The sequence below is a fragment of the Rhodococcus sp. (in: high G+C Gram-positive bacteria) genome (assembly GCF_049286785.1).
Taxonomy (GTDB): Bacteria; Actinomycetota; Actinomycetes; order Mycobacteriales; family Mycobacteriaceae; genus Rhodococcus_F.
Genome location: NZ_JBAQEO010000731.1, coordinates 1 through 14128 on the forward strand (window position 1 = coordinate 1; position 14128 = coordinate 14128).

Genomic DNA, 14128 nt, shown 5'->3' on the forward strand with positions numbered 1-14128 from the left:
TCGTACAACTCGACCGCCTGGCGCCGGAACTCTTCCGAGTAGTTCTTGCGTGACATGACTGAAGATCATCTCGCTTCCCCAGCAGGTGCTGGATTCAGCGTGTCCAAGAACCGGGGTCAAGGCCCGAGTTCATCGTCAGCGGGCAGGCGGCCGCGTGGCCGTTCGACACCTTCGCGGTGAATCCCATGGTGGTGGAGGCATATCAGGGTTACGGGGCGGAGCGGGAGCTCATCCCCACCGGCGTCGTCGTCGATGGTCACGTCGACGGCTGGAACATCGATGCCTGGGCGGTGGGCGTGGACACCGAGCTCGCCCGCGAAGGCAAGGGAGTCGCGGTCACCTTCGCGAGAACGGGTGGAAACCTGATCTATGCGGGGATCCTTCTGATGATGATGGTGGTCCTGGCCTTCCTGGCGGGTTTCGTGTCGATACAGACCTTTCGGCGTAAGCGGTCCGTCAACACCGACATGCTCGGATGGATGGCCGCCATGCTGTTCGCGGTGGTTCCCCTGCGCGGAATCCTGCCCGGTAGCCCGCCGATCGGATCGTGGGTCGACATCGCCCTGACCGTGTGGGTGGTCGCAACGTTGGTGGCCTCGCTGGCGTTGTTCGTCTTCTGCTGGTGGCGCGACAGCACCGTGCCCGTCTCGGGACACCAGCACTAGAGCACCGCGGGTGCCGCATCCCCTCGAGGGCCGACCTCCCGTATTTACGACAAATTCTGTATACCGCCGGGCTTATAATCGATCGGGAGCACGCAGGAGAAGTCCCAGCTGGGAGGCCCCATGTTCGATACGTCGACCGAACGATCCCGTCGTGGCGTGTACGGGATCTCCGTCGCCTCCGAACTCTCGGGATTCGGGACCCAGGCCCTGCGCCTGTACGAGCACTACGGACTGGTGTCACCGGCAAGGACCAGCGGTGGCACTCGCCGCTACAGCGACCACGACCTGGCACGCCTGCGCCGGATCGCCGAACTGATCGAGGTCGGGGTCAATCTGGTCGGCATCGGGTTCGTCCTCCGCCTCGAATCTCGCGCCGATGAACTCGAACGAGAGAACAATCGCCTCGCCGCCGACAACGCACGACTGCGAGAACTCGCCGAAGCCTGTGCGGTGCACGGGGACTCCGCGTCCGGCAACTCCACGTCCGGCGACCGAGGAGAATGACATGACCGAGCACCCGACCGAGGCTTGGTCGATCAACGATGTGGCGCAATCGCTCGATGTCGTCACCGCGTCGCTGGATGCACTGCGGGACGAAGCCGTTGCCCAGGAGCCCCTCGAAACCGTCCTGAGCCGCCTCGCTCACACCGCGGTCGCTGCCCTGCCCGACGTCGACGCGGTCAGCGTCACACAACTCGTCAAGGGGGCACCGACCACCGTGGCGCTCACCGACGACGCTCTGGCTTCCATCGACGAACGTCAGTACGCCACCGGCCGGGGACCATGCCTCGAGGCCGCCCGCACGCTGAAACCCGTGCGGGCGGTTATCGGTGAACACCGCTCCGAGTGGCCCGAATTCACCGAAGCGGCCGAAGAAACCGGGGTCCGCGCGTATCTGTCGGTGCCGATCCTCGTCGAGGTCTCCGACGCGCCGGACGAACTGATCGGATCGTTCAGCGGCTACAGCTACCACGCCGAGGCCTTCGACCCCTTCGACGAGCGGCTGGTACGGCTGCTGACCACCGCCGCATCGGCGGCCATCACCAACGCCCAGCGCTGGCAGCGCGCACGCGAACAAGTAGTCCAGCTCCGGAGCGCGCTGACCTCCCGGGCCGAGATCGACCAAGCCAAGGGAGTCCTGATGGCGATGCACGGAATCACCGGCGAGGAAGCATTCCGCCGGCTGGCGGAGATGTCACAACGCACCAACACCAAGCTCCATGAGGTGGCCCGGGACTTCATGACGAGATGCACGTCCCGGCCTGCGTGAGCGGCGCTCCGCAGTCCGCGCGCCCGACGCGCCCGCCGGATGGGCGGACCACCGTCAAGGACTGACCGCTGCCCTGGGGACCGGCCGACGGGCCGCTACTCTCAGGGCCATGGCCGCCAAGATCTCCGCCCACGACGTCCTCGAACTGGTATTGGACGCAGGAAGCTACGTCTCCTGGGATACCACTCCCGTCGATCCCCGGCCGAACGAGAAGTACCGCGCCGACCTGGAGAAGGCGGCGGAGAAGTCCGGAGTCGACGAGTCGGTGATCACCGGGGCGGGAACTGTACGCGGACGGCCGGTCGCGGTGATCGCCTGCGAATTCGCCTTCCTCGCCGGATCGATCGGTGTCGCCGCGGCGGAACGCATCGTCACGGCCATCGAGCGCGCCACCGAGGAAGGCCTTCCGCTGCTCGCCTCACCCACCTCGGGCGGCACGCGCATGCAGGAGGGCACCGTCGCCTTCGTGCAGATGGTGAAGATCGCCGCCGCCGTCGCCACCCACAAGGCCGAGCACCTGCCCTACCTGGTGTACCTACGGAACCCCACCACCGGCGGCGTCTTCGCATCCTGGGGCTCGCTCGGCCACATCACCGTCGCCGAACCCGGCGCTCTCGTCGGGTTTCTCGGCCCACGCGTCTACGAGGCCCTCTACGGGGAGAAGTTTCCGGAAGGTGTGCAGACCGCCGAAAATCTGTACCGCAACGGCGTCATCGACGGGGTGGTTCCCGTCAGCCGTCTGCGCACCCTGGTCCATCGTGTGCTGCGCGTTCTCATCGACTCACCCACGACGTCGTCCACCGGTCCGGCGCCGACGACCGAGATCCCCGACGTCCCCGCCTGGCAGTCCGTCATGCTGTCGCGTCGAGCAGACCGTCCCGGCGTCCGCCATCTGCTGCGGCATGCCGCCACGGAGCAGGTGCCGCTCAGCGGAACGGGACAGGGCGAAACCGAGAAGACGGTGCTGCTGTCGCTGGCCCGGTTCCGCGGTGCCCCCTGTGTTCTTCTCGGGCAGGACCGCAGCGGACAGTCCGCGGTCGACACGATGGGCCCGGCGGCCCTTCGTGAAGCCCGCCGCGGCATGCGTCTGGCGGAGGAGTTGCAGCTGCCGCTCGTTCTGGTGATCGACACCCTCGGTGCCGCATTGTCGAAGGAAGCCGAAGAACGGGGCCTCGCTCCAGAGATCGCGCGGTGCATCTCGGATCTCGTCACGTTGAGGACTCCGACCGTGTCCGTCCTGCTCGGACAGGGCACCGGCGGTGGAGCGCTCGCATTCCTGCCCGCCGACCGGGTACTCGCCGCCCAGAACGGCTGGCTAGCTCCCCTTCCCCCCGAGGGCGCTAGCGCCATCGTCCACCGCGACATCACCCATGCGCCCGAAATGGCTGCAGCTCAGGGTATTCGATCACTCGATCTACTCCGTGACGGAGTGATCGATGCGATCATTCCGGAGAAGCCGGACGCCGCCGACGAGCCCGTGGACTTCTCCAAGCGCGTCGGTGAGGCCATCTCCTGTGAGCTACGCTCCCTGACCGAGGTGCCGGAACGCGAGCGGTTCGCGGCGCGTCTCGCCCGCTACCGAAACCTGGGCCTCCGATAGAGGGTGAGAGGGCACACACGCGTCTGCTCGCGCCACCATACCCCTAGGGGTACCATGGTGGCAGGTCTACGAAAGGAACCGCCATGGTAGGCGACGAAGACAGCATCGCATTGGTACTCAACCGTCTGCGCCGGGCACATGGTCAGCTCGCCGGAGTGATCTCCATGATCGAGCAGGGCCGCGAATGCAAGGACGTGGTGACCCAGCTCGCCGCCGTCTCCCGTGCACTCGATCGGGCCGGGTTCAAGATCGTCGCCAGCGGTTTGCGGGACTGCCTTTCCGGGGAGACTCCCGAAGGCTCCGAACCGATGACCGAAGCCCAGCTCGAAAAGCTCTTTCTCGCGCTCGCCTGACGTATTCGACGACAGAAAGGCCACCGACCATGAAGATCGCATTGTCGACCACTCTGAAGACCTCCTTCCCGGACGCCGTCGAGCGCACCCGTAAGGCGCTGTTCCAACAGGGCTTCGGCGTCCTCACCGAGATCGACATGAAGGCCACCCTGAAGGCCAAACTCGGCGAGGACATGGAGGACTACCTGATCCTCGGGGCCTGCAATCCGCCGCTCGCGCATCGGGCGGTGAACGTCGATCGGCAGATCGGACTGCTGTTGCCCTGCAACGTCGTCGTACGCGCAGACCCCTCCTCCGAGGACACGATCATCGTCGACGCGATGAACCCGAACATCATGGTCGAGGTCACCGACGAAACAGCACTGAAGGACGTCGCAGACGACGCGACCGCCAAACTTCAGGCCGCCATCGATTCCTTGAACGCACAGCAGGCCTGACCCGGCGCGCGCCGCCGGCGAAGTCCTGTCTCCGTTCAGCCGCCCGTGGGACGTTTTCCGGTTACCGTGATGGGGAAATGCTTCCGAGCATGAACCAACCGTCGTCGGGGACCGCAATCACGCACGAGGAGCGGATATGAGCGCGATCGGACACCGTCGGACCTCGATCGGACACCGTCGGACCTCGATCGGACACCGTCGGACCTCGATCGGACACTGTCGGACACTGTTGGTCGCCGCGGTCATTGCCTCGTCAGGCCTGTTCGGCGAGTTGGCCGTGGCGTCAGCGGACGAATGGCGAGCCCTTCCAGCCGACAAGCCTGCATCGGCTGATGGCTCTGCCCTCGACCACATCGAACAGGTCGACGACCGTCAAGTGAACATGTACGTGTACTCGGCGGCCATGGAGAAGGTGATCCTCCTCGAGGTGATCCGTCCGGCAGATACCAGCGCGCCCCGACCGACGTTGTACCTGCTCAACGGCGCCGGTGGCGGCCAGGACTCGGCGACCTGGAAGGCCAAGACAGACGTGGTCGGCTTCTTCGCCGACAAGAACGTCAATGTCATCACCCCTGTCGGCGGCGCGTTCAGCTACTACACGGACTGGCAGAGGCCCGATCCCGCCCTCGGCCTCAACAAATGGACCACCTTCCTCACCGAGGAGCTTCCCCCGATCGTCGATGCCACGTTCGGAACAACCGGGGAGAATGCCATCGCGGGACTCTCGATGTCGGGCACGTCCGTGCTGAGCCTGGCCGAATCCGCCCCCTCGCTGTATCGCGCGGTCGGCGCCTTCAGCGGGTGCGCCGAGACGAGTACCCAACCCGGCCGCGACTACGTCAACTTCGTCGTCAGCGCCCGCGGCGGAGACGTCGTGAACATGTGGGGACCGCCGAACGATCCGGATTGGGTGGCCAACGACCCCGTCGTCAACGCCGAGAAACTGCGCGGCATCGCCCTGTACATCAGCAACGGAACCGGCCTGCCCGGCCCCCACGAGAACCTCGGTGCTCCGGACGTCAACGGAGATCCGGCCGCGCTGGCCAACCAGGTGATCGTGGGCGGAATCATCGAGGCAGGCACCAACCAGTGCACATACCGGCTCGCTGACCGACTGAACTCGCTGGGAATCCCGGCCACATTCGACTTCCGGCCCACCGGCACCCACTCCTGGGGTTACTGGCAGGACGACCTGCACAACTCGTGGCCCATGTTCGCCGGTGCACTCGGCGTCTGACCGGTTCATCGCAACTCCGCTGGGCGACGAAAGACCGCCGTCCAACGCAGAACGCTGTCCGGTCGGTGCCTGCGAGGCGCACGGTCGCATAGGGTGTCTCAGATCGCAAGCCGAACGACGAGAGGACGACATCGATGAGCTCGTACGCCGAGGTCTACCGTGCGAGCACCGAGCATCCCGAGGAATTCTGGCTCGATGCCGCCGGTGGAGTCGACTGGGTGACGCCGCCGACGCGCGCCCTCGACGACTCGGCCGCCCCGATGTACCGGTGGTTCCCGGACGCGTCGCTCAACACCTGCTTCAACGCCCTCGACCGGCACGTCCGAGACGGTCGAGGTGATCAAGCTGCCCTCATCTACGACTCGGCGATGATCCCCGAGGCGTCCCGCACCTACACGTACGCGGAACTTCTCGACGAGGTGTCCCGCTTCGCCGGCGTGCTCGCCGCGCAGGGCGTCGTGGCGGGGGACCGGGTGATCGTCTACATGCCGATGATCCCCGAGGCCGCCGTCGCGATGCTCGCGTGTGCCCGCATCGGAGCCGTCCACTCGGTGGTGTTCGGCGGGTTCGCCGCCAAGGAACTCGCCACCCGCATCGACGACGCCGGACCCGTCGTGCTGGTCACCGCGTCGGGTGGCATGGAACCGGGCCGCACCATCGAATACCTCCCGATGGTCGAGAAGGCTCTCGAGCTCGCCGGCACCCCGCCGCACACCGTGATCGTGAAGAACCGGGCGCACATCCCGGGCTCGGCAGCCGACTACCAGGGCACCGGAACCGCCTGGTTCGACTGGGACGCGCTGATCGCCGACGCCTCGTCCACCGAACCGGTCGCCGTCGCCGCAACCGACCCCCTGTACATCCTCTACACCTCCGGGACCACCGGTAAGCCGAAGGGCGTGATCCGCGACAACGGTGGGCACGCCGTCGCGCTCACCTGGTCGATGAAGAACATCTACGACATCTCAGCGGGCGATGTCTGGTGGACCGCCTCCGACGTGGGATGGGTGGTGGGCCACTCCTACATCGTGTACGGCCCGCTGCTGACGGGTGCCACCACCGTTCTCTACGAAGGTAAACCGGTGGGCACACCCGACGCCGGCGCCTTCTGGCGAGTGATCTCCGACTACAAGGTGTCGGCACTGTTCACCGCACCCACCGCGATCCGGGCGGTCCGCAAGGCCGACCCCGACGCGAAGGAACTGGGCAAGTACGACATCACGTCGCTGAAGACCCTGTTCGCCGCCGGCGAGCGCCTGGATCCGGACACGTACGGATGGGCCACCCACATACTGGGTCTGCCGGTGGTGGACCACTGGTGGCAAACCGAAACCGGTTGGGCCATCTGTGCCAATCTCCGTGGCCTCGAACCGATGCCGCTGAAGGCCGGATCACCCACCGTCCCGGTACCCGGATACCACGTCGAGGTGGTCGACGCGGAAGGCTCACCCGTTTCCGCAGGCACCGAGGGCAACATCGTCATCTCACTGCCCCTTCCGCCCGGAACCCTCACCGGCCTGTGGCGCGACCAGGACCGATACATCAAGTCGTACCTGTCGACGTTCGACGGCTACTACCTCACCGGCGACTCCGGTTACGTCGACGAGGACGGCTACCTCTTCGTCCTCGGACGCAGCGACGACGTCATCAACGTTGCCGGACACCGGCTTTCCACCGGAAGCATGGAGGCGGTGGTCGCGGGACACCCGGCCGTCGCCGAATGCGCGGTGGTCGGTATCCGCGACGAACTCAAGGGACAGCGCCCCAGCGGATACGTGGTACTCAAAGCGGGAGCCGACATCGACCCGGAGACGCTCCGCAAGGAATTGGTGGCGATGGTGCGCGAGCAGATCGGCGCGGTCGCGACGTTCCGGGACGTCACCGTGGTGCAGGCCCTGCCCAAGACACGGTCGGGCAAGATCCTCCGCAAGACGATGCGGCAGATCGCCGATCACGAGCAGTACTCGGTGCCGTCGACAATCGAGGACGTCGCCGTGCTGGAGGCGCTGGAGAAGCAGCTCCGCGACTGATCACGGGCCCTTGATCTCGCCGTACCGCGCGAGTGCTTCCTGTCGTTCATGTGCGTGGTCCACGATCGGATCCGGATAGTCCTCGGGACGGCCGGTTTTCAGAGAATGAACGGCACGCCCTTCGATTGCGCGCAGCTCGGGCACCCACCGGCGGATGTACTCTCCGTCGGGATCGAATTTCTCGCCCTGCGTCGTCGGGTTGAACACCCGGAAGTACGGCGACGCGTCGGTGCCGGAGCCTGCGGTCCACTGCCAGCCGTGCTGATTGCTCGCCAGATCACCGTCCACCAAGCGGTTCATGAAGTACCGGGCCCCGCGCCACCACGGCAGATGCAGATCCTTCACCAGGAACGAGGCGACGATCATGCGTACGCGGTTGTGCATCCACCCTTCGGCATTCAGCTGACGCATCCCGGCGTCCACGATCGGGAAACCCGTCCTGCCTGCGCGCCACGCCGCGAACGCTTCGTCGGCAGCCTGCCCGGTGTCGTAGCGGATGCCGTCGAACCGTCGGTCGTAGTTGCCACGAGCGCTGTCCGGGCGCTGGAACAGGATGTCGGCGTAGAAGTCCCGCCACGCAAGCTGCCGTCGGTACTGCTCGGTACCCTTCCCGTGATGCTCCGCCAGGTCGCGGAGCATCGTGCGCGGATGGATGTTGCCGTACTTGAGGTACACCGACATCCGGCTGGTGGCATCCAGATCGGGACGGTCCCGAGCGTCGTCGTACGCGTCCAGGTGAGTGTCACAGAATTCCGCCCACCGCTCGAGCGCCGCCTTCTCACCGGCCACCGACCCGCCCGCTTCGGCCGCAGGGATCTCCGCGCGCCGGACGTCCACGTCGTCCGGGTCGACCCACTCGACCGTCGTGGCGCCCGTGTCGGCGGGACCGCGCCAGCCGTGTTCCATCCACTGACGGAAGTAGGGCGTGAAGACGCGATACGGTTCACCATCTCTCTTGATCACTCGCCCGGGTGCCACGGCGTACGGCGACCCGGTGCCGAGGAGATGGACACGCTCCGCGACAGCCGCATCACGCACCCGCCCGTAAGGTCCGTAGTCCGCGCTCACGTGGACCTCCGCAGCTGACACCGTGTCGGCCACCGCCGGAATCACGTCGACCGGATCGCCCTTCACCACCAGCAGCCGGCCGTCAAGTTGCTCGTCGAGAGCCACGAGGCTACGAAAGAGGAAGTCGCGACGCGCAGTGCCCGCGGCCCGCAGCAGTCGCTCGTCGAGCACGAACACGCCGAGAGCCCGTGCCCCCGACCGCGCGACGGCACACAGGGTGGGGAGATCACCCAGCCGGAGATCGCGCCGGAACCAGACCAGTGAGGTGCCGCGCGGTGTCCCCGTCATGCCTGCCACGGTACTGAATCGGAGGGCCTCAGTCGCCGGAGCGGGCCGACGCCATCACCGGCAGATACGGTGCCTCGACACCGTTGCGTTCGAACGCCGCCAGCGCCACCCGGGCGAACGTGCGCTGCACGGCCCACTGCTTGCCGGGCTTGGTCCGTGCCGTGATCCGCAGAGTGACCGACTCCGGCGTGACCGAGTTGACGCCCAGCAGTTCCGGCGGCTCGAGCAGGTCCGGCTCGATCACGTCGGTTTCGGCTGCTTCGGCGATGGCATCGAACGCCACCTCGCAGGCCTCCTGCACGTTGGCGGCGTGCGCAACCGGCAGGTCCACGACGGCCACGGCATAACCCTGACTCATGTTGCCGACCCGCACGATCTCGCCGTTGCGGCAGTACCAGAGAGTGCCGTTGATGTCGCGAATCGTGGTGACGCGCAGTCCCACCGTCTCGACCGTACCGACGGCCTCTCCGAGGTCCACCACGTCCCCCACGCCGTACTGGTCCTCGAGCAGCATGAAGATACCTGACAGGAAGTCCCGGACGAGGTTCTGCGCGCCGAAACCGAGCGCGACACCGATCACCCCGGCGGAGGCGATGAACGGCGCAACGTTGACACCGACGATGCCCAGTATCTGCAGCACGACCCAGGTGAGGACCACGATCGACACGGTGGACTCGAGTACCGAACCGATGGTCCGAGCGCGCTGGGCCCGGCGCTCGCTGACCATCGCATCCTTCACACCCCGCGGCGCACGTTCGCGCAGCGGTCGCAGCATGGCGGGCTTGGCCGAGAATTCACGTGGGCGGGTCAACCGGTCGATCGCCCGGTGCATCGCGAAGCGCAGGATGAGCGCGAGAACCATATAGAGGGCGATTTCTATCGGTCTGTGGATGAGCCAGTCACGGTTGGTTTCGGTCAGTTCGAATGCCAGCAGTTGTGAGAACATCAGCCACGAGTGTACGGATGAGACTCGGTCCCACACATCACATCACCACCCCGCCGGCCGTTCCCACGGCACAATGCAAGGGTGACCGAAACCGACTCCGCCAGTGTGCTCGTCGTCGACGACGACGAGGATGTACGCACCTCCCTCGAACGCGGCCTGCGCCTGTCCGGTTTCACTGTCCTCACCGCTGTGGACGGGGCAGACGCCCTCCGCGTGATCAGCGCCCAACGCCCCGATGCCATGGTGCTCGACATGAACATGCCCGTCCTCGACGGCACCGGGGTGGTCACCGCTCTGCGCGCGATGAGCAACGACATCCCCATCTGTGTTCTCAGCGCTCGCGACACCGTAGACGACAGGATCTCCGGCCTCGAGTCGGGCGCAGACGACTACCTGGTCAAACCGTTCGTCCTGGCCGAACTCGTCGCACGGATCCGCGCGATGCTCCGCAGGAGGGGGACGACGACCGTCGTCGCTGCACCGGAGTCCTCGGCCACGCCACCCATCCGGGTCGGACCGCTCGAGCTCCATCTGTCCGGGCGCAGAGTGTTCGTCGGCGGTCAGGAAGTGACGCTGACCAAGCGGGAGTTCGAGCTTCTCGAGGTCCTCGCCCGCAACGTCGGCATCGTCCTGAGCCGCGAACGCCTCCTCGAACTGGTGTGGGGTTACGACTTCGTGGCGGACACCAACGTGGTGGACGTGTTCGTCGGGTACCTGCGGCGCAAGTTCGAAGCCGACGGCAGGCCCCGCATCCTGCACACGGTCCGCGGTGTCGGCTTCGTGCTCCGGGACACCCCGTGAAACGTTCCTTCTCACTCCGGACGCGTGTGGCCGCAGCCACAGCCCTGGGGGCGACGATCATCGTCGTCGCACTGGGCATCCTGGTGTCGCTGGCGATCAACAAGAACAATCTGTCGCAGCTCGACCGGCGGTTGGAAACGGCGTCCGACGTGCTCATCCCCAACGCGGCCACCGCCGGCCTGTTCCTCGGCGCTCTCGGCGACAAGGGTGCCTTCGCGATCACCATCCGATCGCCGGGCGGCGACGTCGTTCTCGTCAGCACCCCCACCCGACTTCCCGAGCTCGAGCCCGGCTGGCAGACGGTCGAGGTGGGCGGTACGAAATACCGGGCGTTCACCGCGGTCGCACCGATCCTGGGCACCCGGATCTCGCTGGCCGTGCCGTACGCCGAAGCGCAGGATGTCACCTCCGACCAGCAGCGTCAGGTGGCGATCGCCGGGTTGCTCGCGGTCGCCGCGGCCAGCGCACTGGGCTGGTTGTTCGGCGGCCGCGCCGTCCGCCCCCTGGTCGACCTCACCGGCCGCATCGTGCGCCGCGAACCGGAACTGGCGCCCGCGTCGTCCGGTGTCCGGGAGGCGGACGAACTCGCCGCCGCCGCCGAATCGATGCTGCGGGACGTGGCCGAGGCCCAGAACGCCACCACCGCCGCTCTCGGCACCGCCCGCGACTTCGCGGCCGTCTCCGCGCACGAACTGCGCACACCGCTCACCGCAATGCGCACCGATCTGGAGGTTCTCACCACCCACGACCTCGCGCCCGATCAACGCGACGAAATCCTCCGCGATCTCGCCCGCGCGCAGGGGCGGGTGGAATCGACACTGTCCGATCTCGAGCGCCTCGCCCGAGGCGAACTGTCCACAGACAGGGACTTCGTGAACTGCGACCTCGTGGACATCTGCGACCTTGCGGCCGAGGACGCGATGCGTCACCACCCGGGCCTGCTGGTCGATGTCGAGGGCGCGCCGACCACGGTCCGCGGAATACCCGGCGGACTTCGCCTCGCGTTGAACAACGCCATCGGCAATGCCGTCCGCCACGGCGAGGCCACCGAGGTCACCATCTCCCTGGGCTCGTCCGGCGACGGAACCGCAACAATCACCGTCGACGACAACGGGATCGGCATCCCCGAAGACGAACGAACTGTCGTGTTCGAGCGATTCCACCGCGGTTCCACTGCTACGAAGAGCGGATCGGGTCTCGGTCTGGCGCTCGTCGCCCAGCAGGCCGCGCTGCACCACGGCAGGGCCCACTTCGAGGACAGTCCCCTCGGAGGTTCCCGGCTGGTGTTCGAACTCCACACCAACGGTGTCGAGAGACAGCAAAGCCCCGCGTCACCGAGGTGACGCGGGGCTTCTACCGCGGAGAACTACTCCTTGACGTCGAGCAGGTCGATGACGAACACCAAGGTCTTACCGGACAGCTGATGTCCGGCACCGGCAGGACCGTAGGCAAGTTCCGGCGGGATCGTGAGCTGACGACGCCCACCGATCTTCATACCGGGAATTCCGTCCTGCCAGCCCTTGATGAGGCCCCGCAGGGGGAACTGAATGGACTCGCCGCGACTCCACGAAGAGTCGAACTCTTCACCGGACTCGAACTCCACTCCGACGTAGTGAACCTCGACGGTGCACCCGGGAACGGCCTCGGCGCCGTCTCCGACCACCAGGTCCTTGATGACCAGGTCGGTGGGGGCAGGCCCCTCCTGGAACTCGATCTCGGGCTTGGTCATGCGTCCTCCTCGATGAGGGCTGTGGGTACTGCGGATTGCACTGGCTGGTCGATCAGCGGGTTTCGACGTTCTTGTAGTCACGCTCGGTGTAACCCGTGTAGATCTGACGGGGGCGACCGATCTTGGTAGCGGGATCTTCGTGCATCTCACGCCAGTGCGCAATCCACCCGGGCAACCGGCCCATGGCGAACAGCACCGTGAACATACGCGTGGGGAAGCCCATCGCGCGGTAGATCAGCCCCGTGTAGAAGTCGACGTTCGGGTACAGCTTGCGCTCGACGAAGTAGTCGTCGGTGAGCGCCGCCTCTTCGAGCTTCATCGCGATCTCGAGCAGTTCGTCGTCGCCGCCGAGCTTCTCGAGGATCGTGTGGGCCGTCTTCTTGACGATGGCGGCACGCGGGTCGTAGTTGCGGTAGACGCGGTGCCCGAAGCCCATGAGCTTCACACCGTCTTCCTTGTTCTTGACCTTGCGGACGAATTCGCTGACGTCTCCGCCGCCCGCCTTGATCTCGTCCAGCATCTCCAGCACCGCTTGGTTGGCACCGCCGTGCAGCGGTCCCCACAGTGCGTTGATGCCGCCGGAGATGGACGTGAACAGGTTGGCATCCGAAGAACCGACCAGGCGCACGGTGGACGTCGAGCAGTTCTGCTCGTGATCGGCATGCAGGATCAGCAGCATGTCGAGCGCCTTGGCGATCTCGGGATCGATCTCGTACGGCTCCGCGGGGAAGCCGAAGGTCATCCGGAGGAAGTTCTCGACGAGGTTGAGCGAGTTGTCCGGGTACAGGAACGGCTGACCCACGGATTTCTTGTAGGCGTAGGCCGCGATGGTCGGCAGCTTCGCCAGAAGTCGGATGGTCGACAATTCGACCTGTTCCGGATCCGCCGGGTCCAGGGAGTCCTGGTAGTACGCGGACAGCGCGTTGACAGCACTCGAGAGCACCGGCATCGGATGAGCGTTGCGAGGGAATCCGTCGAAGAACCGCTTGAGGTCCTCATGCAGCAGCGTATGCCTGCGGATGCGGTCCGTGAACGACTCCAGCTGCGTCGACGTCGGCAGCTCACCGTAGATCAGCAGATGGCTGACCTCGATGAATGTGGAGTGCTCCGCCAACTGCTCGATGGGGTATCCGCGGTAGCGGAGAATTCCTTGGTCACCGTCGATGTAGGTGATGGCGGAACTGGTCGAGGCGGTGTTGACGAATCCCGGGTCCAGGGTGGTGTACCCGGTGCTGGCCAGCAGCTTTCCCAATTCGATACCGTCATTGCCTTCGGTTGCCCTGGCAATGGACATCGTGTACTCACCACCGGGGTAGGTAAGTGTGGGCTTTGTGTCATTGTCAGGCACGAAGCATCCCTCTCAAGCTCAAACCAATGAGTAACAACTTCATTCAGCTAGAAACTAGTCGCACTCGGGCTACCGTGCCCAAAGAGGGTCCACTGAAGGCACCCCGGCAGCACTGCGGGCGGCCCGCGACAACGTTTGCGGCGGAGCGTCCGGCGGGTTCTACGAGTTCCCTGTTCGGCTGGCCGGAAATTGCCCGAAACCGGTTCCGGCGGCCCGAGGATCGCGACCGGTGCCGCGCTACCTGCATCGATATCGCCCGCAGCGGGGCAACTCACATCCGGGTTCGCCCGGTGGTGAGCGTGGGAGCGATCCGGAAGAAGTTCGCCGAGGCCCGCCGGACCGACGCCACGGAGAGC

12 protein-coding genes and 2 pseudogenes are annotated in these 14128 nt (G+C 66.0%); 10 read left to right on the forward strand and 4 right to left on the reverse strand.

The window, feature by feature from the left end:
- Positions 1-125: 125 nt before the first annotated feature.
- The 8 genes and pseudogenes from WAW17_RS26465 to WAW17_RS26500 all read left to right on the forward strand — a co-directional run.
- A pseudogene (locus tag WAW17_RS26465) lies at positions 126-665 on the forward strand (DUF4436 family protein); the annotation flags it as partial.
- A 120-nt stretch (positions 666-785) separates the two neighbouring features.
- The gene (locus WAW17_RS26470) at positions 786-1169 is read left to right on the forward strand and encodes a MerR family transcriptional regulator (protein ID WP_422335838.1); all 384 of its coding nucleotides are present in this window, start codon (positions 786-788) and stop codon (positions 1167-1169) included.
- A 1-nt stretch (position 1170) separates the two neighbouring features.
- Positions 1171-1935, forward strand: a complete 765-nt coding sequence (locus tag WAW17_RS26475) for an ANTAR domain-containing response regulator (protein ID WP_422335839.1) — start codon at positions 1171-1173, stop codon at positions 1933-1935.
- A gap of 109 nt (positions 1936-2044) precedes the next feature.
- Positions 2045-3535, forward strand: a complete 1491-nt coding sequence (locus WAW17_RS26480; RefSeq protein ID WP_422335840.1) for a carboxyl transferase domain-containing protein — start codon at positions 2045-2047, stop codon at positions 3533-3535.
- An 83-nt stretch (positions 3536-3618) separates the two neighbouring features.
- Positions 3619-3888, forward strand: a complete 270-nt coding sequence (locus WAW17_RS26485) for a metal-sensitive transcriptional regulator (RefSeq protein WP_422335841.1) — start codon at positions 3619-3621, stop codon at positions 3886-3888.
- 29 nt (positions 3889-3917) lie between these two features.
- Complete coding sequence (locus WAW17_RS26490; RefSeq protein WP_422335842.1) at positions 3918-4325, forward strand: DUF302 domain-containing protein; 408 nt, start codon at positions 3918-3920, stop codon at positions 4323-4325.
- 136 nt (positions 4326-4461) lie between these two features.
- Positions 4462-5562, forward strand: coding sequence for an alpha/beta hydrolase (locus tag WAW17_RS26495; protein ID WP_422335843.1), 1101 nt, complete (start codon positions 4462-4464; stop codon positions 5560-5562).
- A 128-nt stretch (positions 5563-5690) separates the two neighbouring features.
- Positions 5691-7592: pseudogene (locus WAW17_RS26500) on the forward strand (propionyl-CoA synthetase); the annotation flags it as partial.
- Here the strand turns inward: WAW17_RS26500 and WAW17_RS26505 are convergent.
- The gene (locus tag WAW17_RS26505) at positions 7593-8948 is read right to left on the reverse strand and encodes a cryptochrome/photolyase family protein (RefSeq protein WP_422335844.1); all 1356 of its coding nucleotides are present in this window, start codon (positions 8946-8948) and stop codon (positions 7593-7595) included.
- 28 nt (positions 8949-8976) lie between these two features.
- Positions 8977-9894, reverse strand: coding sequence for a mechanosensitive ion channel family protein (locus WAW17_RS26510; RefSeq protein WP_422335845.1), 918 nt, complete (start codon positions 9892-9894; stop codon positions 8977-8979).
- Positions 9895-9975: 81 nt separating this feature from the next.
- On the opposite strand from WAW17_RS26510, the gene WAW17_RS26515 reads away from it, so the two are divergent.
- Positions 9976-10695 carry a response regulator transcription factor gene (locus WAW17_RS26515; RefSeq protein ID WP_422335846.1) on the forward strand — a complete coding sequence of 240 codons (720 nt, stop codon included), beginning with the start codon at positions 9976-9978 and terminating at the stop codon, positions 10693-10695.
- Complete coding sequence (locus WAW17_RS26520) at positions 10692-12038, forward strand: sensor histidine kinase (RefSeq protein ID WP_422335847.1); 1347 nt, start codon at positions 10692-10694, stop codon at positions 12036-12038. The genes WAW17_RS26515 and WAW17_RS26520 overlap by 4 nt, the downstream gene beginning before the upstream one ends.
- A gap of 23 nt (positions 12039-12061) precedes the next feature.
- On the opposite strand, the gene WAW17_RS26525 is transcribed toward WAW17_RS26520, so the two are convergent.
- Entirely contained in the window at positions 12062-12424 is a 363-nt protein-coding gene (locus WAW17_RS26525) for an FKBP-type peptidyl-prolyl cis-trans isomerase (RefSeq protein WP_422335848.1), read from the reverse strand.
- 52 nt (positions 12425-12476) lie between these two features.
- Positions 12477-13772 (reverse strand): citrate synthase, encoded by a 1296-nt coding sequence (locus WAW17_RS26530; RefSeq protein ID WP_422335849.1) that lies wholly within the window; start codon positions 13770-13772, stop codon positions 12477-12479.
- Between the last annotated feature and the right edge of the window lie 356 nt (positions 13773-14128).

Bases quoted from the DNA above. Each gene is read 5' to 3' on its own strand.
- WAW17_RS26470 (WP_422335838.1), top strand. From the start codon at position 786: ATGTTCGATACGTCGACCGAACGATCCCGTCGTGGCGTGTACGGGATC.
- WAW17_RS26475 (WP_422335839.1), top strand. From the start codon at position 1,171: ATGACCGAGCACCCGACCGAGGCTTGGTCGATCAACGATGTGGCGCAA.
- WAW17_RS26480 (WP_422335840.1), top strand. From the start codon at position 2,045: ATGGCCGCCAAGATCTCCGCCCACGACGTCCTCGAACTGGTATTGGAC.
- WAW17_RS26485 (WP_422335841.1), top strand. From the start codon at position 3,619: ATGGTAGGCGACGAAGACAGCATCGCATTGGTACTCAACCGTCTGCGC.
- WAW17_RS26490 (WP_422335842.1), top strand. From the start codon at position 3,918: ATGAAGATCGCATTGTCGACCACTCTGAAGACCTCCTTCCCGGACGCC.
- WAW17_RS26495 (WP_422335843.1), top strand. From the start codon at position 4,462: ATGAGCGCGATCGGACACCGTCGGACCTCGATCGGACACCGTCGGACC.
- WAW17_RS26505 (WP_422335844.1), bottom strand. From the start codon at position 8,948: ATGACGGGGACACCGCGCGGCACCTCACTGGTCTGGTTCCGGCGCGAT.
- WAW17_RS26510 (WP_422335845.1), bottom strand. From the start codon at position 9,894: ATGTTCTCACAACTGCTGGCATTCGAACTGACCGAAACCAACCGTGAC.
- WAW17_RS26525 (WP_422335848.1), bottom strand. From the start codon at position 12,424: ATGACCAAGCCCGAGATCGAGTTCCAGGAGGGGCCTGCCCCCACCGAC.